Origin of the sequence: Anaerocolumna sp. AGMB13025 (assembly GCF_029689925.1) — a bacterium.
In the GTDB taxonomy this organism is placed as follows: Bacteria; Bacillota; Clostridia; order Lachnospirales; family Lachnospiraceae; genus Anaerocolumna.
The window spans coordinates 4,061,812-4,084,566 of sequence record NZ_CP121445.1 but is presented as its reverse complement, the minus strand read 5'-3'; the positions used below and the strand labels follow the sequence as shown (position 1 = coordinate 4,084,566).

At 37.8% G+C, this 22,755-nt stretch carries 23 protein-coding genes; 21 read left to right on the top strand and 2 right to left on the bottom strand.

All coding sequences use genetic code 11. The features are described from left to right. Positions 1 to 69: 69 nt before the first annotated feature. The 20 genes from QA584_RS16870 to QA584_RS16775 all read left to right on the top strand — a co-directional run bounded on the left by QA584_RS16870 (position 70) and on the right by QA584_RS16775 (position 18,933). A complete protein-coding gene (locus QA584_RS16870; protein ID WP_278270252.1) occupies positions 70 to 651 on the top strand; it encodes a TetR/AcrR family transcriptional regulator in 582 nt (193 codons plus the stop codon). 185 nt (positions 652 to 836) lie between these two features. Continuing rightward, complete coding sequence (locus QA584_RS16865; protein WP_278270251.1) at positions 837 to 1,145, top strand: hypothetical protein; 309 nt, start codon at positions 837 to 839, stop codon at positions 1,143 to 1,145. An 11-nt stretch (positions 1,146 to 1,156) separates the two neighbouring features. Then, positions 1,157 to 1,612 carry an FMN-binding protein gene (locus QA584_RS16860; protein ID WP_278270250.1) on the top strand — a complete coding sequence of 152 codons (456 nt, stop codon included), beginning with the start codon at positions 1,157 to 1,159 and terminating at the stop codon, positions 1,610 to 1,612. 20 nt (positions 1,613 to 1,632) lie between these two features. Beyond that, positions 1,633 to 2,163: a flavodoxin family protein gene (locus QA584_RS16855; protein ID WP_278270229.1), complete on the top strand. Its 531-nt coding sequence runs from the start codon at positions 1,633 to 1,635 to the stop codon at positions 2,161 to 2,163. Positions 2,164 to 2,340: 177 nt separating this feature from the next. Next, positions 2,341 to 2,811 carry a DUF1648 domain-containing protein gene (locus QA584_RS16850; protein WP_278270228.1) on the top strand — a complete coding sequence of 157 codons (471 nt, stop codon included), beginning with the start codon at positions 2,341 to 2,343 and terminating at the stop codon, positions 2,809 to 2,811. Between the two features lie 399 nt (positions 2,812 to 3,210). Beyond that, positions 3,211 to 4,131, top strand: coding sequence for an ArsR/SmtB family transcription factor (locus QA584_RS16845; protein WP_278270227.1), 921 nt, complete (start codon positions 3,211 to 3,213; stop codon positions 4,129 to 4,131). 116 nt (positions 4,132 to 4,247) lie between these two features. Further along, positions 4,248 to 5,411 (top strand): galactokinase, encoded by a 1,164-nt coding sequence (locus QA584_RS16840; protein WP_278270225.1) that lies wholly within the window; start codon positions 4,248 to 4,250, stop codon positions 5,409 to 5,411. 30 nt (positions 5,412 to 5,441) lie between these two features. Beyond that, positions 5,442 to 6,434: a UDP-glucose 4-epimerase GalE gene (gene galE / locus QA584_RS16835; protein ID WP_278270224.1), complete on the top strand. Its 993-nt coding sequence runs from the start codon at positions 5,442 to 5,444 to the stop codon at positions 6,432 to 6,434. Between the two features lie 182 nt (positions 6,435 to 6,616). Continuing rightward, positions 6,617 to 8,197 carry a UDP-glucose--hexose-1-phosphate uridylyltransferase gene (locus QA584_RS16830; protein ID WP_278270223.1) on the top strand — a complete coding sequence of 527 codons (1,581 nt, stop codon included), beginning with the start codon at positions 6,617 to 6,619 and terminating at the stop codon, positions 8,195 to 8,197. 670 nt (positions 8,198 to 8,867) lie between these two features. Then, positions 8,868 to 9,548: an L-serine ammonia-lyase, iron-sulfur-dependent subunit beta gene (sdaAB, locus tag QA584_RS16825; protein ID WP_278270222.1), complete on the top strand. Its 681-nt coding sequence runs from the start codon at positions 8,868 to 8,870 to the stop codon at positions 9,546 to 9,548. 118 nt (positions 9,549 to 9,666) lie between these two features. Continuing rightward, entirely contained in the window at positions 9,667 to 10,539 is an 873-nt protein-coding gene (gene sdaAA / locus QA584_RS16820) for an L-serine ammonia-lyase, iron-sulfur-dependent, subunit alpha (protein WP_278270221.1), read from the top strand. 244 nt (positions 10,540 to 10,783) lie between these two features. Beyond that, on the top strand, positions 10,784 to 11,917 hold the full coding sequence (locus QA584_RS16815; RefSeq protein WP_278270220.1) for an ABC transporter ATP-binding protein: 1,134 nt from the start codon (positions 10,784 to 10,786) through the stop codon (positions 11,915 to 11,917). Continuing rightward, positions 11,914 to 12,570 (top strand): ABC transporter permease, encoded by a 657-nt coding sequence (locus QA584_RS16810; protein ID WP_278270219.1) that lies wholly within the window; start codon positions 11,914 to 11,916, stop codon positions 12,568 to 12,570. Before QA584_RS16815 ends, QA584_RS16810 begins: the two co-directional genes overlap by 4 nt. 31 nt (positions 12,571 to 12,601) lie before the next feature. Then, positions 12,602 to 13,498 (top strand): glycine betaine ABC transporter substrate-binding protein, encoded by an 897-nt coding sequence (locus tag QA584_RS16805; protein ID WP_278270218.1) that lies wholly within the window; start codon positions 12,602 to 12,604, stop codon positions 13,496 to 13,498. A gap of 338 nt (positions 13,499 to 13,836) precedes the next feature. Next, positions 13,837 to 14,466, top strand: coding sequence for a TrkA C-terminal domain-containing protein (locus QA584_RS16800; RefSeq protein ID WP_278270217.1), 630 nt, complete (start codon positions 13,837 to 13,839; stop codon positions 14,464 to 14,466). A gap of 562 nt (positions 14,467 to 15,028) precedes the next feature. Beyond that, entirely contained in the window at positions 15,029 to 15,349 is a 321-nt protein-coding gene (locus QA584_RS16795) for a PadR family transcriptional regulator (protein WP_278270216.1), read from the top strand. Next, entirely contained in the window at positions 15,350 to 16,213 is an 864-nt protein-coding gene (locus tag QA584_RS16790; protein ID WP_278270215.1) for a DUF1700 domain-containing protein, read from the top strand. After that, positions 16,210 to 17,217 (top strand): DUF4097 family beta strand repeat-containing protein, encoded by a 1,008-nt coding sequence (locus tag QA584_RS16785; protein WP_278270214.1) that lies wholly within the window; start codon positions 16,210 to 16,212, stop codon positions 17,215 to 17,217. Before QA584_RS16790 ends, QA584_RS16785 begins: the two co-directional genes overlap by 4 nt. A 13-nt stretch (positions 17,218 to 17,230) precedes the next feature. Then, positions 17,231 to 17,419, top strand: a complete 189-nt coding sequence (locus tag QA584_RS16780) for a PspC domain-containing protein (RefSeq protein WP_278270213.1) — start codon at positions 17,231 to 17,233, stop codon at positions 17,417 to 17,419. Positions 17,420 to 17,715: 296 nt separating this feature from the next. Then, positions 17,716 to 18,933, top strand: a complete 1,218-nt coding sequence (locus QA584_RS16775; RefSeq protein WP_278270212.1) for a GerMN domain-containing protein — start codon at positions 17,716 to 17,718, stop codon at positions 18,931 to 18,933. A 195-nt stretch (positions 18,934 to 19,128) separates the two neighbouring features. Here the strand turns inward: QA584_RS16775 and QA584_RS16770 are convergent, their stop codons facing one another. Both QA584_RS16770 and QA584_RS16765 read right to left on the bottom strand, forming a co-directional pair. Beyond that, the gene (locus QA584_RS16770) at positions 19,129 to 19,995 is read right to left on the bottom strand and encodes a DUF6544 family protein (RefSeq protein WP_278270211.1); all 867 of its coding nucleotides are present in this window, start codon (positions 19,993 to 19,995) and stop codon (positions 19,129 to 19,131) included. Continuing rightward, entirely contained in the window at positions 19,973 to 20,437 is a 465-nt protein-coding gene (locus QA584_RS16765; RefSeq protein ID WP_278270210.1) for a MarR family winged helix-turn-helix transcriptional regulator, read from the bottom strand. Before QA584_RS16765 ends, QA584_RS16770 begins: the two co-directional genes overlap by 23 nt. Positions 20,438 to 20,705: 268 nt before the next feature. On the opposite strand from QA584_RS16765, the gene argS reads away from it, so the two are divergent. Further along, positions 20,706 to 22,478, top strand: coding sequence for an arginine--tRNA ligase (gene argS / locus QA584_RS16760; protein WP_278270209.1), 1,773 nt, complete (start codon positions 20,706 to 20,708; stop codon positions 22,476 to 22,478). The last annotated feature ends 277 nt before the right edge of the window (positions 22,479 to 22,755 follow it).

The window sequence follows — 22,755 nt, the reverse complement described above, 5'->3', positions numbered from 1 at the left end:
ATTTGGGCTATAATATGAATGAAAATAAAAATATTCATTCATTTTTACATCTTAACTGGAGGTCATACTGTGGAAGATAAAAAGAGTGTTATTTATGATAGCGCAAAGAAGTTGTTCAGTACAAAAGGATTTAAGGAAACTAATATTTCTGAAATTACAAAAATAGCCGGTATGGCGGTGGGAACCTTTTATAATTATTATTCTTCGAAAGAAAAACTCTTTATGGACATTTTTCTGGAAGAAAACGCTAAGATGAAACAAGCCTGTTTTCAGTCCCTTAACTTAGAGCAACCGCCTATAAAAGTAATTGACCAGATGATTAAGCTGAATGTTGCAGGAATAAAGTCAAATCCCATTTTACGGGAATGGTACAATAAAAGTGTGTTCGAAAAGCTGGAACAAGTCTATCGGGAGGAAAACGGCATTGATACCGTAGATTTTTTATATGACAATTTTTTAGAACTCATAACACTTTGGCAAAAGCAGGATAAAATTCGCAAAGACATAGACAGCAAGATGATTATGCTGGTTTTTGCGGCCGTCATTAATGTGGATACTCACAAGGAGGAAATTGGTATTGAGTATTTTCCGGAGTTGCTGCATCTTATGACGGAGCTTATTATGAAAGGTCTAATGGACTGTAACGAATAATTAAAGGAGTAGTTCTGTTTTTTAGTCACAATATGAACGAATGACATAATATTCATTCAATTAATTATAGGAGGAAGGTTGAAAGAAAATCTAAAAAATTGAAAGGATGCCACAGCATGATTCTTTCAACCTATTTCATTGTGGCAGTATCGCAGGTAAACCTGCGATATGCAATGGGAGGAAAAATGGAAAACAAGAAAAAAGTGAAGCCTGTTAAACCTCAAGGAATACGCATCGAGGTTACAGAAAACGGTGTTTTGACCACCAATGTACGCATACCTTACTTTATAGCAAAGATGGGACTAAAGTTTGGGCAGAAGGCAGAGCATTCAAAAAAGAAAGGAAGTGCCGAAGATGAGCTGCAACGCTTAAAGGATGTTGATATAGATGGGATTCTTGCTGCTCTTGAAAACGGCGAATTGACCCTGCCCTGCCTCTTGGCAGAGGCAGATGAATCGGACAAAAACCAGCATATAAAAATCACATTGGAATAATGGAGGACAAAATGGCGGCTTTAAAAACAAGTAATAAGAAATTTAAATTCAGATTCGTTTTTTTGATTGTCGCAGTGGTAGCGATACTGGGATTAATAATTGCATTTTTTGCGGATGCTCCTAATCGGCAGGAGCTTAAGTCCCTCGTAATTGGTAAGGTTGATTTTACACAGTTGCGGGATGGAACCTATATCGGTGAATACGCCGGAACGAAAGGAAGTTCAAGAAACGCAACGGTTAAAGTCACTATATCCGGGGGTGAAATTACAGATATAACGATACTAAAAGGTGCTCTGGATAAGGAGGGTAACCCCGCGGAGTTAAAAGATGGAATGACAATGAATGACCTGTTCCAAAAAGTTAAGGAGAACGAAACGTTACAGGTGGATACAATCAGCGGAGCAACATTAACCTCAAAAGCCCATTTAAAAGCATTGGAAAATGCACTAAAACAGGCTGAACAATAATTTGTGAAAGGAAAAATATAATGAAAATAGCAGTCGTTTCTTATTCTTATACCGACAACAATGATAAGCTTGCAGCGTGTGTGGCTCAGGCGTTATCCGTTGAGCACAAAAAAATCACTACGCAAAAACCCATGACAATGGGGAAGCTTATACTGGACATGATTTTCAATCGGATACCCAAAGTAAATCCTGCCCCTAAGGCATTGGATTCGTATGACCTTGTCCTCTTTTTTGCCCCTGTCTGGATGGGGCATATTGCATCGCCCCTTAGGCCTTATCTACGCACTATAAAATCAAGTTCTAAAGCATACGGCTTTCTTTCCATCAGCGGTGGAGCAGACGGTGGAAATCCAAAACTGCTTGCAGAACTTTTGAAACGGACCGGAGCAAAACCTTCCATCCTACTTGACCAACATATCAAGGACTTTATTGATCAGAATACAGACCCTACCCGCAAGGATACTTCCGAACATAAAATCAGCGAAGCTGAAGCAAGTATGCTATCAACAACGGCTGTTAAGGAAATAAATAAACTCAATATACATGTTTGAATTAATCAAACACATACTTTAAGCATGTCGGCTGACCTACATTAAGCCTGGACTACATTAAGCTGACTTACATTAAGCCGCTATATAAAAAGATGATTTAGCTTTTTACACTATACCACACTTCGTTCAGTTATGTTATACTAAGGAATACCTACAAGAAGGGAGAGTGTTCTTAATATGAATCATAAGATTAAAAAGACAAAATACGATATTGCCGTTAATATTATAAGTATGATTACGTTAATAGGGACGTTCCTATACTTAATAATAAACTGGGGCAATATCCCAGATCAAATTCCAGGTCATTATGATTTCACCGGATCAGTTGACCGGTGGGGAAATAAAAGTGAACTATGGGTTTGCCCTATCCTTGCTCTTATTTTATACATAGGTATAACGGTTCTGGAAGCGTTTCCTGGTATTTGGAATACGGGCGTAAAGGTAACCGATAAGAACAGAGATCAGGTATATCAACTATTAAAGCATATGATTGTCACCTTAAAAGGAGTTATTGTAATCATATTCGCTTTTATAACGATTAATTCTTCTATGGCAAAGCCGTTGCAGGTTTGGGGTTTACCGGTAATGTTAATTTTTATTTTTGGTCCTATGGCGGCATTTTTAATAAAACTAAGTAAAGCAAAATAAAGAAGTAATGTAATTAGTTCGCTTAAAGATATGTTTGCCAGTAAATAAAATACCGTCGATGTAAGACTATTAATTTTGAAACAAATTTATTTTTTTATACTGACTCAGTTGAATAAAATCTAAAAGGCGAATACCAATGTCAGAATTAGAGACATGGGTATTCGCCTTTTTTGCTTATAATGCCAATCTATGCAAAATGAATAACTATAACTTTATACCAGATACTAAAATCAGAACATAAAGGCAGAACCGGACTTTTAATTTTAAAGTTTCAAACTCAATATAAAAAAATAAAAACTACTTTTCATTTAAATAAATATGTGATACAATTAAAACAGAAAAATTGATTTATAACAAAAAATCTGTTATAAATGAAAACAATGCAAAGGAGCAAAAAATTTGAATAAAACCCTACAATTGGATTTGGATAATAAAGAACAGCTTGCATTGTTAGCCAGGGCATTGTCGGCAGAGATAAGAATCGATATATTACGGCTGTTATGCAGGGGAGAATTAAATATTAATGAAATCTCAGAACGGCTTAAATTACCACAGTCTTCTGCTGCTGCCCATGTGAAAGCGTTAGAAGAAGCGGGTCTTATAAAGACCAGCTTAAAACCGGCAGTAAGAGGTTCTATGAAGGTCTGCTCCAGGCAGTTAGAGGGTTTTTTGGTGGATTTATCTACCAAACAGGAGGAGGAATCAGAAATCATTAATATGCCCATTGGTAACTTTGTAGATTATTATGTGGAGCCAACCTGCGGCATAGTCAGTGAAAAAGGACCTATTGATGAAGAGGATGAACCCAAGTGCTTTTATAATCCTGACCGGACTAAGGCAAAACTATTGTGGTTTGGCAAGGGTTATGTGGAATACCGTTTTCCTAACAATGTGTTGACAGAACGCAAGGAACAACGAATGGAATTATCTATGGAGCTTTGTTCGGAGGATCATGAATATAATTTTGATTTTCCTTCTGACATAACGGTCTGGATTAATGGAGTGGAAGCCGGTACCTGGAACTGTCCTGGTGACTTTGGCGGCAGGAGAGGTAAATTAAACCCGGAATGGTGGCCAGATAAGAATACCCAGTATGGTGAATTAAAAACCTGGATATTAACGGAGCAGGGAACCTATTTAGATGATAATCGGATCAGCTCTTTATCCATAGGAGATTACCGGCTGTCAGAAAATGCCTATATATCCGTTCGAATTGGGATGAAAGAGGATGCAAAGCACATTGGCGGAGTAAATCTCTTCGGGGATTGCTTTGGGGATTATGCACAGAATATCCGAATGAAATTTGTATTTGCAAAATAGGCAGATAAACTAACTTCTATAGATAATAATAGCTGGCAACAGCTATATAAAACGCCGATAGAAAACAATAAAATAAAACACCAAAATAACACCTAAATAAAATAAAGGAGTATTATATGAAAGAAAAAATATTGGAGAAATTCAGCGAAATATTTGGAAACGATGGAGAAATACAGACTTTTTTTGCTCCGGGACGTGTAAATCTTATCGGAGAACATACAGATTATAATGGCGGACACGTTTTTCCCTGTGCACTTACAATCGGTACTTATGCAGCAGTAAGAAAGAGAAAAGATAAAACCTTGCGCTTTTATTCCATGAATTTTGAACACCTTGGTATAATTACTTCTTCTATATTGGAGCTCACATATAAAAAGGAAGATGACTGGGCGAATTACCCCAAAGGGGTAATCTGGGCATTAAAACACAGAGGATATGAAATAGAAGAAGGTATGGATGTACTTTATTTTGGCAATATACCTAATGCTTCCGGTTTATCCTCCTCTGCTTCCTTGGAAGTTTTAACCGGATATATACTAAAGGAATTATTCCAGTTAAACTTTTACATGCTTGAGCTTGCTTTAATCAGTCAGTTTGCAGAGAACAAATTTATCGGAGTAAACTGCGGAATTATGGATCAGTTTGCAGTGGCAATGGGCAAAAAAGACAATGCCATCTTTTTGGATACCAGTAACCTGGCATGCGAATATGCACCGATCAAATTAGAGAATGCTAAGATTGTTATTGCCTCCAGTAATAAAAAGAGAGGTCTTGGTGATTCTAAATATAATGAAAGAAGAAGCGAATGCGAAGAAGCCTTAAAGGAGTTAAAGACAGTACTTACAATAGAAAGCCTTGGTGACTTAACAGAAGAGGAATTTGAAGCACATAAAAAGGCAATAGGCGACCCGGTTCGTGTGAAAAGAGCGAAACATGCCGTATATGAGAACCAGAGAACCATAAAAGCGGTAAAAGCCCTTAAGGCAAATGACATAGCTGAATTTGGGCAGTTAATGAATGCTTCCCATGTTTCCCTTCGGGATGATTATGAAGTTACCGGTATAGAACTGGATACCTTAGTGGAAACTGCCTGGACACAGAAGGGGGTAATCGGTTCCAGAATGACAGGAGCGGGCTTTGGCGGCTGTACCGTAAGTATTGTAGAAGAAGGGTATGTACAGGAATTTATCGAGAATGTTGGTAAAACCTATGAAAATAAGATAGGCTATAAAGCTGACTTTTATGTAGTTGACATCGGAAATGGTCCGAGCAGAATATAGATTATTATAAAGAAAACAGGAGGTTTTATTATGACAGTTTTAGTATTAGGCGGAGCCGGATATATTGGTTCCCATACCGTTTATGAATTGATTGACCAGGGACAGGATGTAGTAGTTGTGGATAATTTAGAGACAGGATATAAAGAGGCCGTTCATGAAAAAGCCCGTTTTTATCAAGGAGATATCAGAAACCGCTCATTTATAGACAGTGTATTTGAGCAGGAGAAGATTGATGCGGTAATTCATTTTGCTGCTAACTCCCTGGTAGGGGAGAGTATGACTAACCCCCTAAAATATTATGATAACAATCTATGCGGCACTAAAGTACTCTTAGAGTCCATGGTTGCCCATGATATTAAAAAAATCGTATTTTCCTCCACTGCAGCAACTTACGGCGAACCGGACCGGGTTCCGATTCTTGAAACGGATAAAACTGAACCTACCAATACTTACGGAGAAACCAAACTATCCATGGAGAAAATGTTTAAATGGGTAGATAAGGCTCACGGTCTGCGTTACGTATCCTTACGTTACTTTAATGCCTGTGGTGCCCACAAAAGCGGAACTATAGGAGAAGCCCACAATCCGGAATCTCATCTGATTCCTTTAATTCTTCAGGTACCTAACGGTAAGCGGGAATCTATCAGTGTATACGGTGATGATTACGATACTAAGGACGGCACCTGTATCAGGGATTATATCCATGTTACGGATTTAGCGGCGGCTCATATATTAGCGGTTAAGTATCTGATGGAAGGCAAGGAAAGCAATATCTTTAACCTTGGCAACGGTGTAGGTTTTACTGTGAATGAAGTGATTGACGCAGCAAGAAAAATTACGGCTTCACCAATTCCTGCCGTAGTAACGCCTAGAAGAGCCGGAGATCCCGCCAAGCTTATTGCTTCCAGTGAAAAAGCCAAAACAGTTTTAGGCTGGAAACCCCAATATGAAGATATTGAAGAAATTATAGCAGACGCCTGGAAATGGCATAAGTCCCATCCAAACGGATATAAGGCAGACTAATTTAGTAAAGAGATAAGTCAGGTTATAATATATAATGACAAAATAAAGACGCAGAAGTTTATGTCTGATACCGGACCCGAGTAACTTGTGGGGGGCGGATTGATAGGTTATTTATATAACAGTTATTAATCCCCTGCCGTAAAGGTTAGTACGGGTTTTGGCGGAGGGCTGGAGGACAGTACATGATTAATCAATACATAACAGCTCTTGTTCAATATGGTTTACAAACAGAGCTGATAACACAAGAAGATAAGGTATACACCATAAACCAGCTGCTGGAATTATTTCAATTGGAAGAATTTAAAGAGGATTTGTCTTATGGAGAGATCTCTCTGGAAGAAATTTTAAAAGGGCTCCTGGATTATGCTTATGAGCAGAAAATCTTAACGGAAAACAGTATTGTATACCGGGATTTATTCGATACAAAGATAATGGGACTTCTTGTGCCAAGACCTTCCCAGGTTATCGGCTTATTTAGGGATTTATACAAGGAAAGCCCGAAAAAGGCAACGGACTATTATTATAAGTTAAGCCAGGATTCGGATTACATTAGGCGTTACCGAATTAATAAGGATATTAAATGGATAACGAAAACAGAATACGGTGATATTGATATTACAATTAATTTATCCAAACCTGAGAAAGACCCCAAAGCAATTGCTGCCGCCAAGTTAATGAAACAAAGCGGTTATCCGAAATGCCTTTTATGCAAGGAGAATGAAGGATATGCCGGCAGGGTCAATCATCCTGCAAGACAGAACCACAGGGTAATACCGGTACAAATCAATAACCAGGAATGGGGATTTCAATATTCTCCTTATGTTTATTATAACGAACACTGTATTGTATTCAACTCCAATCATACACCTATGAAAATCGATAAGGAAGCCTTCCGCAAATTGTTTGATTTTGTGAAGCTGTTTCCCCATTATTTTGTTGGTTCCAATGCGGACCTACCTATTGTCGGTGGTTCCATACTTACCCATGACCATTTTCAAGGGGGGAATTATGAATTTGCTATGGCAAAAGCACCGGTTGAAACAACCTTTACGATTAAGGGGTTTGAAGGGGTAGAAGCCGGAATTGTTAAATGGCCCATGTCTGTTATAAGACTAAATGCAGAACAACCGGAGCCTTTAATTGAATTGGGAGATTATATCTTAACCAGTTGGCGAGGATATACGGATAAAGAAGCCTTTGTCTATGGTTTTTCAGCTCCTGACGGAGCCCTTTTGACCGCAGAAGAAGTGCAAAATAGTTCTACTGAAGAGAAAAAGGGATATGAACCTCACAATACCATAACTCCGATTGCCAGAAAAGCAGGGGAAGTATATGAACTTGACCTGGTATTACGCAATAATGTAACTACAAAAGAGCATCCTTTTGGAGTTTATCATCCTCATGCAGAACTCCATCATATTAAGAAAGAAAATATTGGACTAATCGAAGTTATGGGACTGGCAGTACTTCCTTCAAGATTAAAAGAAGAGATGGAAGTGTTAAAAGACTATATTCTTTCGGGAACAGACTTAGATTCTAGTGAAATGACGGCTAAACATAAGGCTTGGGTAGAAAAATTCCTGCCTGAATACCCGGATCTATCAAAGGAAACGATTGACGGCATAATAGAAAAGGAAATCGGACTGGTATTTTCTACGGTATTAGAGCATGCAGGTGTTTATAAACGTACGGAAGAAGGAAAAGAAGCCTTTCTAAGATTTATAAGACATCTAAACCGGGACAAAGGATGTCCTGCTAATTGAAATTTTGTATTTACATAATAAAATTAACGTAAAACTCTTATGCTAAGGCATGGGAGTTTTTTTTACTTTTTCATACGAGGAAAGTTCTTAGCACTATTCTGTAAAATAAAAAGCACTCCGGCAGGATGCGCCTTAGCTTTAAGAAGAAGGTGTCACTGATGTGACAGCGCGTCAGCCTAGAGTCTGTTGAGACAGACTCCTTATTTCGATTGCTGAAAAATAGTTTTGATTTTTTAGAGTGGGTGGTCATTGATAAATAATTAGTGGAATGGTAAGATATAAAGGTGAGTTTATTTTAAAGGGATGTTAATCTGGAATATTGTTAGTATGAAATGAAGTTATTTTATAGCAGTAATCCTTTATGTTAGTAACACAAACTTTGCAGTTAATAAACTTAAAAACACTTGATAAAATCAGCCCTAAAGCTAAATTGAAAACATAATATAATCAATGCTTTCTAAACATCTTCCTTGCTGATTTTATCAAGCATACCAAGACCAAAATAACTGCGAAGTTTGATTTGTAACTAATAGTGATTTTCAATTATTATTACGAAAGAAAGTAAAGTTTTTACTCAATGGCTCATGAAAAGCTTGTTTGTGTAAAATACTAGGAATAAGAAAGGAGTATGTTAAAGTTATAATTAATTTAAACTTTAACAGGTCAAAAAATGTACGCATCTAAGGAAATGAGCGTTTTTGATATTATCGGGCCTAATATGATCGGTCCTTCCAGTTCCCATACTGCGGGAGCTTTAAGGATTGCCAGACTGGCTCGGAACATGGTTAAAAGACCCATAAAACAGGTTAAATTCATCCTGTATGGTTCTTTTGCCCAGACTTATCAGGGACATGGTACGGATCGTGCCCTAGTAGCTGGTATGCTTGGGTTTGATACAGAGGATTACAGAATCAAGGAATCCTTTGCACACGCCAAAGAGACCGGACTGTATTATGTATTTGAGACTAATATCGGAAAACCGGACATTCATCCCAATACGGTGGATATTATTATAACTGATGAGGAGAATGAGGAAACCTCTGTCACTGGTATCTCCATAGGCGGAGGCCGGGCAGTTATCAAGAAAATTAACGGAGTTGAAATTGATTTATCCGGTGATTACCATACTCTGGTAATCAGACATAAGGACCTGCCGGGAGTTGTTGCAGGAGTTACCAATATATTAAGTAAATTTGATATCAATATTGCTTTTATGAAATTATATAGAGAGAATAAAGGTACCATAGCATATTCCATTATTGAAACCGATCAGCCCATTGATGAGGATGTTATTGATAAAATTGAGGAACTGAACAGTGTATTCAATGCTTTTTTAATTGAAAAGCTGTAAGGCAGTGCACAAAAGCGCAGAGATGCAAAAGCGCGCAGACGGGAGTAAATCAAAAACAAAGAGCGGTTTTTGACATCCTGAAATTATGCGCGCTTTAGCGCGCAGACGGGAGTTTTGTATGAATTTTAAGTTAGGTCAGGAACTTTTAAAAATATGTGATGAAAAAAATATAACGATCTCAGAAGCAATGATTTTAAGGGAAGTAGAAGATCTTGGAGCTGACAGGGATGAAGTTATGAAAAGAATGGATCATGCCTGGTCCATTATGAAGAATTCTGCTAAGGCTGCCTTAAAGGGGGATATTGTATCCATGGGGGGCTTAATTGGCGGTGAATCTGCAAAGCTTAATGAGAGGAGACTATCAGGTAAAACACCGGTATGCGGAACCCTGATGTCAAAAGCGATCTCATATGCTATGGGAGTCCTTGAAGTGAACAGTTCCATGGGCTTGATTGTGGCAGCTCCTACCGCCGGATCTTCCGGGGTGATACCGGGTGCCTTCCTTGCGGTTCAGGAAGAGATGGAGTTTACGGATGAAGAAATGGTAAAAGCCTTGTTTAATGCCGGTGCAATCGGTTATCTCATTGCCTATAATGCAACCGTAGCAGGTGCGGAGGGCGGCTGCCAGGCAGAGGTCGGATCTGCTTCAGCCATGGCGGCTTCGGCCATAACAGAATTAATGGGTGGATCACCAAGACAGTGCCTGCATGGGGCTACTGGGGCTATCGCAAATCTGTTAGGTCTTGTTTGTGACCCGATAGGAGGTCTTGTGGAAGCACCCTGCCAGCAGAGAAATGCTATGGGGGTATCCAACGCTTTGGTAAGTTCTGAAATTGCACTTAGCAGCATTAAGAACATTGTCCCCTTTGATGAAGCGGTATCCGTAATGTATAGTGTAGGACGCAGTATCCCCCATGAACTAAGAGAAACCGCACTTGGCGGACTGGCGGCGGCTCCAAGTGCCTGCAGCAGATGTCAGATGTGTAAGTAGTGGATTCGGTCTTCACGGAACATAAACGATAATACGTAATTATAATAGTTAATTATAATAGGCTGACTTCTTGACTAAAAGTTCGAGAAGTCAGCCTATTTTGCGTGATTTAGGGCTGTTTGTAATAGCTGTACAGGTGTTACCAAAAGATAAGAAAAAAAGACTAAGTAACAACTTTATTAAAATCAAAGGTTGTCAATTGGCAAAAATAGTGTTATACTCTTGTGAGGAAGGAGCGAGAAATATGATAAAGTTTGAAAACGTCAGTAAAAAATACGGTAGTAGTCCTGCAGCCGTAAAATCCCTGAATTTTGAAATAAATAACGGGGAACTGCTGGTGCTCATTGGTCCCAGCGGCTGCGGTAAGACAACAACTATGAAAATGATCAATCGCCTTATTACTCATTCGGGGGGTAAAATAACGATTGACGGCAAAGATATTGAAACTATGGATCCGGTTAAACTACGCCGCAGTATAGGTTACGTTATTCAGCAGGTTGGTTTATTTCCGCATTACACGATAGAAGAAAATATTGCATTGATTCCGGGACTGAATAAATGGAAAGAGTCTGACATCAAGGAACGTGTCAATCAACTGATGAATACGGTAGGATTGGAACCAGAAAAGTATGCCAAGCGTTATCCAAAAGAACTCTCAGGGGGTCAGCAGCAGAGGGTTGGTGTTGCCAGAGCTCTGGCGGCAAATCCGGATATTATATTGATGGATGAACCTTTTGGGGCCCTGGATCCTATTACCAGAGAACAGCTTCAGGATGAACTGCTCCGTATTCAGTCAGAGATGCATAAAACAATTGCTTTCGTAACTCATGATATGGATGAAGCTTTAAAATTAGGTGATCGGATTGCTATTATGAAGGATGGTGAGCTTTTGCAGCTGGATACTCCGGATCAATTGCTTAGTAATCCTTCTCACGGCTTTGTTGAGGAGTTTATCGGAAAGAAGAGGATTTATCAAAATCCGGACTATATTCCTGTAACCGATATTATGCGGGATAACCCGGCGTTGATTCTGCCCTCTAAAGCACCGTCGGTAGCGATAAACATTATGAGGCAGCGTAAGACAGATACCTTGATTGTTGGAGATGAAAGCGGAAAATTACTAGGGGTGTTATCCGGCTATGAGCTTCAGGCTATGAAAGAACATAATCAGACTTTAAAAGAGCTGATACATCCGGTGGAATTAGTTCTAGGTCATTCAGCTACAGCTAAGGATGCATTAAAGTTGATTGCAAAAGCTGCTTATGGCATTATACCCGTGGTTGATGATACTAACAAGGTAATTGGTATTGTTACCAAAGGTTCACTATTAAGCTTTTTTTCAAATCAATGGTCTGAAGACGGGGGGGAATTCACTTGAGAAACGAATCGATATGGACTCAGATTATATATCAGATTGGCATGCGTTGGACCGACTTACTTCAAGCCTTGCTTCAGCATGTACAACTTGTTTTTATTTCTATGTTAATAGCCATTCTAATCGGCGTTCCACTTGGAATACTAATTACACGGTCAAAAACCCTGGAGGCTCCAATCCTGGGAATAGCCGGTATATTACAAACAATTCCAAGTCTGGCCCTTTTAGGTTTTATGATACCACTGTTTGGTATAGGAATAAAGACCGCGGCAGCAGCCTTGTTCCTATATTCACTTCTGCCCATAATACGTAATACGTTTACAGGTATAAAGGATGTGGATAAATCGACATTGGAGGCGGCAAAGGGAATGGGTATGACAGATTTCCAGATCCTTTTCAGGGTCCAACTGCCCCTTGCCCTTAGTGTTATGATGGCAGGAATCCGGACAGCTACGGTAATAAATGTTGGAACTGCAACACTTGCGGCTTTTATAGGAGGAGGAGGTCTTGGGGATTTTATATTCCTTGGAATATCCAGAAATATTGATGCCCTGGTGCTAATCGGTGCATTTCCGGCCGCACTACTGGCACTGGTATTTGACTGGCTGCTGGGAGTTCTTGAGAAAGCAACAACGCCCAGGGGAATAAAGGCTTAATCTATTAAAATAGTAAAGAAGGGAGATTCATATGAAAAAGAAAATAATACTTGCAGGACTTACTGCCTTACTTGTTCTTGCACTTTATGGATGCAGCGGGAGCAAACCAAAAAACGGAGGCACAATCACCATAGGTTCAAAGAATTTTACTGAGAATATATTAATTGCTCACATGATGGCAGATCTGGTAGAGGCTGATACGGACCTGAATGTAATTCGAAAAGTTAATCTTGGCGGATCGAATGTTGCCTGGACTGCATTAGAAAATAATGATATACAAATGTATCCCGATTATACCGGAACCATCGTAGTTAATTATTATCAGGAAGAAACAGGAACTTCCAAGGAAACGCTTGATAAGGCTGACAGTCTGGTGAAACAAGATAAACTAAAAGCATTGAATCCTTTAGGATTTAATAATACCTATACCCTTGCGGTTACACAGGAAACAGCACAGAAATATAATCTTAATACCTTCAGCGATCTGACAAAAACAGCCGGCCAACTGACCCTGGGCTGCGAATTTGAATTTAAAGACCGTCCGGATGGATATCCAGGACTTCAGTCCGCTTATGATATGAATTTTAAGGAAGTCAAGGGAATGGATCACGGGATTATGTACCGTTCTCTCGCTTCAGGAGAAGTTGATGTAGTTGATGCTTTTGCAACCGATGGGCAGATTAAGGTATTTGATCTTAAAATACTACAAGATGATTTGGAGTTCTTTCCACCCTACGACTGTGTTCCCCTTGTACGCCAGGACATATTGGACCAATATCCGGAAATTGAAGGAGCAATTAATAAGCTGGCTGGGAAGATTGATGAATCAGCGATGCAGGAACTAAATGCCAAAGTAGACGACGAAGGCATGAAAGCAGAAACCGTAGCCCGTGACTTCCTGGTATCTATCGGATTAGTGGAAAAATAATATCAGTAAGCATTGGTTTTATTAATTATCGTTATATGAACCTGAGCTAGAGAATCAGGTTATATTGCTTGAATGTGTTCCGGGTTGTACTTAGGAACGGCTGCATTTTCTTAATATGCACCCGTTCCTTTACCTATATGTAAATGCAAATTTCCGATAAACCAACCGCAATCATTCCTACGATTAGGTCTGTATTCTATTCTGTATTCTTTCTATAAAATAGTTACAAACACTTGGTTATATATTTGTATCTAAATTTATCAAATATATTATTGTCAAAACGTTTAAAATAATGTTATAATTACTGATATTTTGAAAATACTCCAAGAGGATACGATATGAGCCAAAGAATTGATAATCCAAGATATATGAATATTGCCTTAGATTTAGCCGGAAGAATCTGTAACGGTGAATTCAAAGAAGGTCACAGAATTTTCGGTCGTTCAACGTTAGCCAGTGAATATAATGTATCACCGGAAACCATCCGGCGGGCCGTTAATCTTTTGGAGGATATGCAGGTAGTTGTGCCTGCCCAGGGCAGCGGTATCTATATATCCTCATTAAATAATGCTTATTCCTTTGTAAAAAAATTTCAGAACAAGGATACCATTCGTTCTCTCAAGAATGAAATAAAAGCGTTGTTATCTCAAAAGAAAGACATAGAAAATTCTATTAATGAAAAAATAGATACAATCGTTGATTTTTCAGACCGGCTTAAGAATTTAAATGTATTGACGCCCCTCGAAATCGAAATAGATAATGACTCTAAACTGATTGACTGTACCATTTCAGAAACTAAATTCTGGCAAAATACCGGTGCAACAATCATAGCAATAAAAAGAAACGATACCCTGGTATTATCGCCCGGTCCATACGGCGGTTTTGAAAGAGGAGATACCATATTTGTAATCGGCGGGGAAGATGTCCTTGAAAGAATAAAGCAATTTATGAAAGAATTTCAGCGCTGATTTCAGCTGTCTGATGGAATAGAAACAGTACTAAGAAAAATAAGGATTATATTATCGTAAATTTTAATTTAAGTTTACTGGAATAGCTGCAAAAAAGGGATGCAGCTGTTGATTACTAAACTTGGATTGAAATTTTTGATAATATAATCTTTATTTTTATTGAATGTGAAAGAGTCATTTTTATTTCTCGGCAATTCTTATTTTGGAAAAGAGAAAATTAGAGAAAATTAGTATAAAAGAAAAATCGGTATAGTAATAGATATAAGCAGCGTACACAAATATTAATATTTAAAAGACAAAAAAGCATTGACACTAATTAAAAAATAATATATATTATATTTATCAAACAATATTATACGGCATATAATATATAAGATGAAATAATATACAACAGCCAATAATATAGAATGATGAATAATATGGAATAGAAAATAATATAAAAGATGGAATATATAAGATGGAATATATAAGATGCAGGCTATATTAACGGAATAATACTTATTATTTAATTAAGTGGAATAAAGGGTAAATAGGAGTAGTAATTTGAAAGGAAGTAGATTACATGATATTCAATACGGGAGCAGCATTACTCGATGCGATAGTTCTTGCAGTTGTATCAAAAGAACATGAGGGAACCTATGGATATAAAATTACGCAGGATGTAAGACAGGTAATTGAAATTTCCGAATCTACTTTGTATCCGGTTTTAAGACGTCTTCAAAAAGATGACTGTCTGGAAGTCTATGATTTGGCCTTTGATGGACGGAACCGAAGGTATTATAAGATAACCGATAAAGGAAAGATACAGCTTAGGTTATATTATGATGAATGGAAAGCCTATTACAGTAAAATTAATAACATGTTCGTGGGGGTGAATTTTTAGATGACCAAATATGAATTTATGAATGAATTGGAACAATTACTATTTGATATCTCTTTGGAAGAAAGAACAGAGGCACTTAAGTATTATTCCGATTATTTTGAAGATGCAGGACCGGACAGAGAGCAGGCAATCATATCAGAGTTAGGAACGCCGGTCAGTGTAGCAGCCGGTATAAAAGCAGACTTAACTGCCAGCGAGCAGGAAGTGAAAAACCGCGGTTACTTTACGGAAAATGGATATGAAGATGAAAGTTTTAATGAACCTAAATATGAATTAATAAATGGTAAAACAGTTAAGGTAGATAACAACAACTCAAAAGAGACAATAGATACAGATTATAATACGAATACTCAGAATAACGGATATGGCACTGATTCACAAAACGAAGATTATGGATACGCAAATACACAGAACAGACAACATAACAGAACTTATAATAACAGTGAGGATGACGGGTATAATGATAGTCCAGACGGCAAGGAAAACAGGAATGGCTTAAGAGTTATCTTAATTATACTCCTTTGCATTTTTGCAATCCCGGTCGGAATACCGATAATTGCAGTAATTTTTAGTTTGTTTTTAGCTGCAGCTATTACGGCTGCTGCACTGTGGCTCACCTTTGTTATTGTATCCGCGGTTTTGATTATTGCAGGAATTGGTGTTACTGTATATGGTATTTTCAGACTGATAACTTTTCCGGCTTTAGGGTTTTGCTTTACCGGAGGTGGATTAATCCTGTTTGGGATTGGGTTAGTATTTGCCATGGTTACCATTTTACTTAGTTCAAAAATAATGCCGTTAATTATTCGCGGGTTTATTAATTTCTGCAGACTGCCATTTCAGAACAGGAGGGTACCCGCATGAGAGTGTTTTTAAAAAATTGTTTACGGATAGCCGGATTTTCCGTACTAATTGGCATAGTCCTGTGTTTTGTAGCATTCAGCATTGATAATTCCATATTTGATAATTGGAAGAATTTTAGTATTCCATTTGGAGATAATAGTTTTGAGACCGGGTCCTGGCTAGACAGGGATGACTGGGTTGACCGGGATAATCAGGTGGAAAAGGATGTGGAGGTTTCAGAGTATTCCGATTACGAAAACGAAAAGGAACAGAATGAAACCGTAACCTCAGATAGTGGAAAAAGTTTAAGTAAAATTCAATCGCTATCTCTTGATATCACTTATGGAACGGTAACCATTTCAGAAGGTGAGAGTTTTGAGCTAGATGTGGATGGTGTGCCGGATGATGTAGTTAAAAATACCATAGATAATGGAGTATGGAATATTAGTGATACTCTAGATCAATCTGAGGTGAAAAATGAAGTCTCGGTTTTTGGATTTAAGATTTCCTCCTCCAATTCCCATCCTTTTAAATCGGCCAATATTAAATTAACCGTACCTGAGGACTTTGTATTTGATAATCTGGATATTATACTGGATGCAGGTACCATAAAAGCCGATAGTTTAACAGCTAAAAATGCGGATATCAGTGTCGGAGCAGGAAGCTTAAAGATTGATGAGCTTACAGCCAGCAATAAGTCTTCCTACTCCATTGATACCGGAGAATTAATTATAGATAATTTGGAGGCCCGCGATGCAAACATGAATTGCGGTGTCGGAAACCTCAGAGCCTCAGGAACTATTACCGGCGACAATTATGTAACCTGTGGAATCGGCAATGTGGATCTTGATATGGAGGGAGAGGAAGAGGACTACAATTATAGTATTGACTGTGGTATAGGAACTGTTATAATTAATAGTAGCAGTTACAGCGGTGTAAATTCAAAGACGAAGAAGAATAACGATGCAAAAAACAGCTTTACATTAGATTGTGGTATTGGTAAGATTTCGCTTAACATTCAATAAAGGAGGAAGAACAATGGAACAGAAAAAACTATTAAGATCAAATTCAAACAAAATGATTGCAGGTGTATGCGGAGGAATTGCCGAGTATATCAATCTGGATCCAACAGTGGTCAGATTATTATGGGTTATCTTATGCCTGGCAGGCGGTACAGGAATAGTAGCCTATATCGTTGCAGCCATCATAATGCCAAGCCAGTATTAAGATAAATTATTAAAACTTAACGCATGTATCATTTGAACGATATACTTGATAAAATCAGCCCTGGATATAAGGAAAGAAAGTATAGATTATTTATAAATCATAAGCGGATTTTCAGATTCAGAAAAAAGCTTTTATGCAGATATAGAATAATCTACTTTCACTCCGGGTTTCACACTGATTTTATCAAGTATTTTTTCGTTTTTTGAACTGTAAAAAATAAGAGTTCCAGCAGGTATAATTATGAATTATCAGCGCCATATTAAGAGCAGGTAATTATAATCAAACGAGGTGATCATGTGAATAAGAGGCAGAGTCTTTATCAATTCTTTATGTATCAAGTAAAATTGCATTTGTCAAAAAGAAATAAAGTAAAATATTTCGCTGGTGGTAAGAAAAAACTAATTTCAGTGTCGTTGGTAACCTTATCAATCATCCTGCTGTCTTCCTGCCAAAAGAAAGCGGATAGTAATAATACCAATACAACGGATAACGATACTACAGGCAGTCAGACCCAAACAATTGGTGAAACCACGAAGGAGCCAGTATCAACCAATTCAGAAACCGGTCAGGAATCTCAGGGAACACTTAGTATTAAAGATTATTATCCTTTTCAGGATAATGTAGTATACCGTTATGAAGGCTCAGGTAACGAGTATGCTTCTTATGACATATATACGGATTATTTAAAGGGCGAAAGGATTCAACTAAGGAGTAATAACGGCGGAAGTGAAACCGTTCGGGTTTTAGAACTTAAGGACGGACTGCTTACCCAGGTCTTGTTAAAGGAAGAATGTTATTACAGAGAAAATCTTTTAGACAGTTCCGATGGGCAAGGTGAAGTTCTGTTAAAAGAACCTTTGACTCCGGGAACGGAATGGACACTTTCAGATAATAGAAAACGATATATATCCGGAAGTAATGTCAGCGTAACTACCCCCTCTGGAACCTATGAAGCTTTGGAGGTAACAACGGAAGGCAACAATGATAAGTTAACTGACTATTATGCACCCGGTGTCGGATTAGTAAAATCAGTGTATACTACCTCAGACGCAGAAGTAGTCTCTTCCTTAAGCAAAATAGAACAGGATGTACCTTTTAAGCAAAGGGTAAGATTCTTTTATCCGGATGGGGATAAAGAGGTTATTTATGGGGTGGACAAAGAACTTTCCTTTCAAACCAATGATATTACAAGCAGTAAACTAGCAGACGCATTAAAAGAAATAGCGGAAAATAAAGGTGCACCTGTAATCAGTATTAAGACACAGTTAAAGGATTTATATCTGAATAAGGATAATATCGTATATGTTGATTTCTCCAAAGAACTGGTAAGTGATATGAATGCCGGAGCAGCTTATGAAAACCGGATACTGCAATGTATAGCCAATACTCTGGGAACGTATTACGGAGTAGACCAGGTCTGTCTTACGGTAGAAGGAAAACCTTATGAATCGGGTCATGTTACTATGAAAGAAGGCGAAACCATAAAGGTGAATCTGAAGGAAGTAGTAAAGTGATATGGATGGTTAACTAAAAGCAGGCACCAGTGATTCTCAAAAAGGGCTGCTGCCAATTATTCAATAAAATTGAATCCTTATAAATCAAGGCTTCTGCGGAATATAAACTATTCCTTGAATTATAAGAAAATAATGGAGAAAACACAGAAATATTTACTCTCTCTAAAATTGAAGATTGGAGCAGCTCTTAAGTCTTTATCTGTATTCAATCATAACATCATTCCCGTCAAAGTATGTAAAATCACCTTCCGGATAATGCCAAACCGCCTTCAAAACTGTCGGATGGAAGATACCATTGGTTCTTTCATATTCACTGCAAAGTGCGGACCATTCAGAGTATCTGGTGGTACCATCCATATCGATGGAAGCTCGGTCACCGGTTCTAAACGATAGGATAGCCCCGTTTTCATCAAAGGTAAAGATACCACCGGCTGATATTCCATAGTAGGAGATAACAGCTTTCGCATGGGTATCGTCAATACTTTCCCAGGAGATATAATCATTTAGTAAGGTAAACGGAAATAATATGCCATCAGCAAGAAAAGTAACCAGACAAGCCTTGTCCATAGCTTCTCCCCTTTCATCAAACAGAGGGATTACTTTTGCAATAGCACCCTTCATACTGCCAACTCCATTTTCATAGGAATCCAAACCTTCAAAAGGGATACCATGAAATCTTGAATCAATATATGCAAACCGCTGTGGTATATCAGAAAAATTATATTGGGTATAGTTGATACGTATCTCAGAGGGTTTCCCTTTTGTAGTAATACGGAATTTTACGTCTTTAAACTCGGCCTTCATATAGGATCTCATAGGTGTTCCAAGGTATCCGCAGTAACGGAAATACTTTTGAACCGGTGCAGGCAGATTTTTTATTGATTCTTCTGTGATAATTTCATCTTTATCAGTTATTTGAGAAGCATACTGTTTCTGTAATTGATTGAATTTGCTTCGTGTTTTGGAACATGGGATATTAAAAAATATTACGATTACGGCTAAGATAAAAACAATACTGAAAAATACAATCATAAGCACTTTACTCCTTTTCTTCCTGAGCATATTGATTCTCCATTTCTTCTATATTATTGGTTAACTTTATGATACCTTCATACAGGCCATTCATAAGAACCGGATCAAGTCCACGGAATAAAGTGTCTAAAAATACCTGTTCCTTATGTTCCCGATTATCAAAATAATCAGTACACTTTTTTGTAAGTGACAATCGTAGAATTCTGGCATCATGAGAATCTTTAACTAGGGATAAAAAACCTTCCCGTTCCAGAATTAAGGCCATCTTTTTAACATTCTGCCTGGAGTTGCCAATAAGAATGGCAACCTCACTTAAGGTTGGGGCATATTCTGTATAGGTTGAGATACCTGCCAATAAGAGCCATTGTTTAATCGTTATGTTCTTATCGAATTTATCTCCGAGTATCTGCAGGCGGTTGGCTAAAGTAAAAATGGAACCAAATATGAAAGACTTTTCATCAATATTCTGCATTGTATCATCGCTCCTTTCTTTTATAGTAGGTAACTAGTTACATATTATATGCAACCAGTTACCTTTTGTCAACTGATTATTTAATTAAAAATATTGCTAATTATTATGTGTTTCCTTCCCTGTTCCTTTTTAACGTATTTACATCCGAATGTAATTATGGTAGAGTATTTTAATGAAAGAAATGGTATAAGAACAGAGAAATTGGGTTATTTTATTAAGTATTTAAGAATGAGGTAAGACAGGACCCAAGGATAATACGGAGGATTTTATGAAGAAAATAATTGACATGATTGCTGAAGAGTTAATGCAGGCCTTTGAAAAGAATGGGTATGACGGGAAGTACGGGATGGTTACGATATCCAACCGCCCAGACTTATGCCAATATCAATGCAACGGAGCATTAGCTGCGGCAAAATTATATAAAAAAGCTCCTATCATGATTGCCAATGAGGTAGTAGATTGTGTGAAAGACAGCAGTACATTTGAAAAAATTGAAGCAATTATGCCTGGTTTTATTAATATAACGTTAAATACAACCTATATTGCAGATTATCTGAATGAAATGTGTAATCAGGAGCAATACGGAACGGAGAAAGCCAAAAATCCTCAAACCATCGTAATTGACTACGGTGGGCCAAATGTAGCAAAACCGCTTCATGTAGGACACCTCCGTTCGGCAGTTATCGGTGAAAGTATAAAGAGAATCAGCCGTTATTTGGGACATAATGTAATCGGTGATGTGCATTTGGGAGACTGGGGTCTTCAGATGGGCTTGATTATTACAGAGTTAAAGAAAAGGCAGCCGGATTTAGTTTATTTTGATGAAACTTATACTGGGGAATATCCTGAAGCTGCGCCATTTACCATATCGGAACTAGAAGAGATATATCCGGCGGCCAACGAATATTCGAAAACCCACGCAGAATTTAAGGAAGAGGCTAAAAATGCAACTTTCCTTCTGCAAAACGGGAACAGGGGTTATATGGCTCTCTGGAATCATATTTTGAACGTATCGGTAACGGATTTAAAGAAGAATTATGATAACCTGAATGTAAGCTTTGACTTATGGAAAAAGGAAAGCGATGCACAGGCTTATATACCAGATATGATTTCTTATCTGAAAGAGAATAACTATACCAGAATCAGTGAAGGTGCATTGGTAGTAGATGTTAAAGAAGATACGGATACCAAAGAAATCCCTCCCTGTATGATATTAAAGACCGATGGTGCTACTTTATATAATACCACTGACTTAGCTACTATGGTAGAGAGAAGAAAACTGTTTAATCCCGATGCCATAACCTATATTGTGGATAAAAGACAGGAATTATATTTTGAAACGGTATTTCGTTGTGCCAAGAAAACAAAACTGTTAGAGGATAAGGTAAAATTGACTTTCTTAGGTTTTGGCACGATGAACGGTAAGGATGGGAAACCCTTTAAGACCAGGGATGGCGGAGTAATGCGTCTGGAAAACCTGATACAGGGTATTAATGATGCTGTATATGAAAAAATGATGGAAAACCGTGAAATGTCTGAAGAAGAAGCAAAAAGTATCGCTAAGAAAGTCGGTCTGGCTGCTTTAAAATACGGGGATTTATCCAATCAGGCTTCCAAGGATTATATCTTTGATATCGACCGTTTTATATCCTTTGAAGGCAATACAGGACCATATATTTTATATACCATTGTTCGCATTAAGTCAATCTTAATGAAGTATGCAGAGCTAACTGGTAATGCAGAAAAAATAACCTCTCAGATTATTCCTTCAGTAATACCAAGTGAAATCAGCCTGATGTTAGAAGTATCCAAGTTCAATGATGTGATTGAACATAGCTTTGAGGAAAATGCACCTCATAAGATCTGCCAGTATATTTATGACATCGCCAATGAGTTTAACAGCTTTTATCATGAAAATAAAATTATTGCCCAGGAAGACAAGGTAAAGCAGCAATCCTGGATCGCTTTAATTACGCTGGTGCAGGGAATACTTGAAACCTGTATTGAGCTTCTGGGCTTTGATGCACCTGACAGGATGTAACAGGATGCACCGGATTGATTATGTGCTCACTGACGCACCCTACTTATTCCAAGCCTTGGATGGGTTCCTTTATTTATTTGTTAATTTGTAAAAAAAGTTTGTCGAAAAAAACAGATTTATAGTATACCAGGTATATAGGTAGGAAAAGATAACATATTTTTGATTATTTAGTAAAATTTTGATACTAATACACTTGTATTTCCTATTTGTATAGTGTATTATAGGTAAAGGGTCGAGGGAGATATCCATCCGGATATTTCCTTGGACTTTATTTGTT

Coding starts and splice junctions, on each gene's coding strand:
- QA584_RS16865 (WP_278270251.1), top strand. CDS start 837: ATGGAAAACAAGAAAAAAGTGAAGCCTGTTAAACCTCAAGGAATACGC.
- QA584_RS16860 (WP_278270250.1), top strand. CDS start 1,157: ATGGCGGCTTTAAAAACAAGTAATAAGAAATTTAAATTCAGATTCGTT.
- QA584_RS16855 (WP_278270229.1), top strand. CDS start 1,633: ATGAAAATAGCAGTCGTTTCTTATTCTTATACCGACAACAATGATAAG.
- QA584_RS16850 (WP_278270228.1), top strand. CDS start 2,341: ATGAATCATAAGATTAAAAAGACAAAATACGATATTGCCGTTAATATT.
- QA584_RS16840 (WP_278270225.1), top strand. CDS start 4,248: ATGAAAGAAAAAATATTGGAGAAATTCAGCGAAATATTTGGAAACGAT.
- galE (WP_278270224.1), top strand. CDS start 5,442: ATGACAGTTTTAGTATTAGGCGGAGCCGGATATATTGGTTCCCATACC.
- QA584_RS16830 (WP_278270223.1), top strand. CDS start 6,617: ATGATTAATCAATACATAACAGCTCTTGTTCAATATGGTTTACAAACA.
- sdaAB (WP_278270222.1), top strand. CDS start 8,868: ATGTACGCATCTAAGGAAATGAGCGTTTTTGATATTATCGGGCCTAAT.
- sdaAA (WP_278270221.1), top strand. CDS start 9,667: ATGAATTTTAAGTTAGGTCAGGAACTTTTAAAAATATGTGATGAAAAA.
- QA584_RS16815 (WP_278270220.1), top strand. CDS start 10,784: ATGATAAAGTTTGAAAACGTCAGTAAAAAATACGGTAGTAGTCCTGCA.
- QA584_RS16805 (WP_278270218.1), top strand. CDS start 12,602: ATGAAAAAGAAAATAATACTTGCAGGACTTACTGCCTTACTTGTTCTT.
- QA584_RS16800 (WP_278270217.1), top strand. CDS start 13,837: ATGAGCCAAAGAATTGATAATCCAAGATATATGAATATTGCCTTAGAT.
- QA584_RS16795 (WP_278270216.1), top strand. CDS start 15,029: ATGATATTCAATACGGGAGCAGCATTACTCGATGCGATAGTTCTTGCA.
- QA584_RS16790 (WP_278270215.1), top strand. CDS start 15,350: ATGACCAAATATGAATTTATGAATGAATTGGAACAATTACTATTTGAT.
- QA584_RS16785 (WP_278270214.1), top strand. CDS start 16,210: ATGAGAGTGTTTTTAAAAAATTGTTTACGGATAGCCGGATTTTCCGTA.
- QA584_RS16780 (WP_278270213.1), top strand. CDS start 17,231: ATGGAACAGAAAAAACTATTAAGATCAAATTCAAACAAAATGATTGCA.
- QA584_RS16770 (WP_278270211.1), bottom strand. CDS start 19,995: ATGCTCAGGAAGAAAAGGAGTAAAGTGCTTATGATTGTATTTTTCAGT.
- QA584_RS16765 (WP_278270210.1), bottom strand. CDS start 20,437: ATGCAGAATATTGATGAAAAGTCTTTCATATTTGGTTCCATTTTTACT.
- argS (WP_278270209.1), top strand. CDS start 20,706: ATGAAGAAAATAATTGACATGATTGCTGAAGAGTTAATGCAGGCCTTT.